The following is a 1,787-nucleotide window of genomic DNA, read 5'->3' as shown; positions in this document are numbered from 1 at the left end:
TCATAGATATTAAATTCTCCATCTCCTTTTGGTGTAGACATATCTGAAAATACTAACTGGGTTGATGAGCTTTCTTTTGTCTTATCCCAGATTGAAAAGATATTTTTAACGCATACATTTACCTTTGAATTAGGATCATCTGGAAGTAGTGGGTTTATTAATCTTTGGTCTAGGGCAAGTTTTTTACCATCATTTGTAATTTTTAGCATATTATCTTCTGTTGGCTCGACTTGATTATTTCTAACTGCGTCAGCTCTATCTGAAATAGCTTCTAGTATTTCTTTTTGTTCCTCAGTAGGTTTTGTTTTAATAACTTCAAAACTTGCTTCTGGTACTGGCAAATTTAACATATCTGAAGTCTTTATATCTGCTACTTCTTTAAACATAGACATCAATTCTGGTAAATTATAAAACTTTGAAAATCTTGTTTTTTGCCTATATCCAGTGCCTTCTGGAGATAATTCAAAGGTATTTTCTGTTTCTCCAAAAGTAGAAGCCCAAGCGTCAAAATGTTCTAATCCTCTTGCCTTTAGATCGTCATATTGAAGGTATCTTTGCATAGTATAAAGCTCTGTCATTGAATTTGATATTGGTGTACCAGTAGCAAATACAACTCCCTTTCCATCTGTCATTTCATCCATATACCTACATTTCATATACATATCTGAAGACTTAAAGGCTTCACTCTGACCGATACCCGCAACATTCCTCATCTTGGTATGCAAGAATAAGTTTTTGTAATTATGAGCTTCGTCTATAAATAACTTATCTACTCCTAGTTCTTCAAAGGTTATTACATCATCTTTTTTAAAGTCATCATTTAGTTTTTCCAGTCTTACCAAGAGTTTCTTCTTTGTCTTTTCCAGTTGTTTTACTGTGAAATTTTCCCCTCTATTTCTTTTATTCTCATCAATAAAGGAAACTATATCATCAATTTGGTCTTGTATATGTCTTACCTGGTATTCCTTAGACATCGGTATTTTTTCAAATTGAGAGTGTCCTATGATGACCGCATCATATTCTCCCGTTGCAATCCTACCAATAAATCTTTTCCTATTTTTGGGTTGAAAGTCTTTTTTATCGGCCACCATAATATTTGCTGACGGATATAACTGCATAAACTCCCTACCAATTTGAGTAGTTAGATGGTTAGGAACTACAAATAATGATTTACTTGCAAGTCCCAACTTTTTAGATTCCATAGCAGAAGCCACCATTTCAAAAGTTTTTCCTGCTCCTACTACATGGGCAAGCAGTGTATTTCCTCCATAAAGAGTCCTTGCTATGGCATTTTTTTGATGTTCTCGAAGTCTGATTTCAGTATTCATTCCATCAAAAGTTAAGTTAGAACCATCAAATTCTCTATTTCTAATTGAATTGAATTTTTCATTATAAATCTTTTCTAGCCTATATCTTCTATCAGGATCTTCAAATATCCAATTCTTAAATTCTTCTTTAATCAATTCTTGCTTTTGACTTGCAAGCATAGTTTCTTTTTTATTCAATACAGAAGTCTTAGACCCATCATCATTTATTACTTGGTCAAATACCTTCGTATCTTTTAGATTAAGAGCATTTTCAATTATCTTATAGGCATTTACTCTACTTGTACCATAAGTCATGTTAGCAAGGTCATTAGTTGAGTCAACACTCTTACCTTCAATATTCCATTCACTTGTATGTGGTGAGAACCTAACATTTATATTCCACCTATCATAACCTGGTGTTTTTAAAAGATTAAAAGTAAAGTCTTCTATATCTTTTTGAGGTATCCAAGTTGCTCCTAA

The 1,787-nt window shown here is 32.7% G+C and carries 1 protein-coding gene; it reads right to left on the bottom strand.

From position 1 onward, the window contains the following. Positions 1 to 1,787 (bottom strand): helicase-like domain-containing protein (locus ABID14_RS10045; RefSeq protein ID WP_354369620.1); only part of this gene is annotated, 1,787 nt, incomplete at both ends.

Source organism: Peptoniphilus olsenii (assembly GCF_040545475.1).
Classification (GTDB): Bacteria; Bacillota; Clostridia; order Tissierellales; family Peptoniphilaceae; genus Peptoniphilus_A; species Peptoniphilus_A olsenii.
This window is presented reverse-complemented; position numbering and strand designations above follow the sequence as displayed.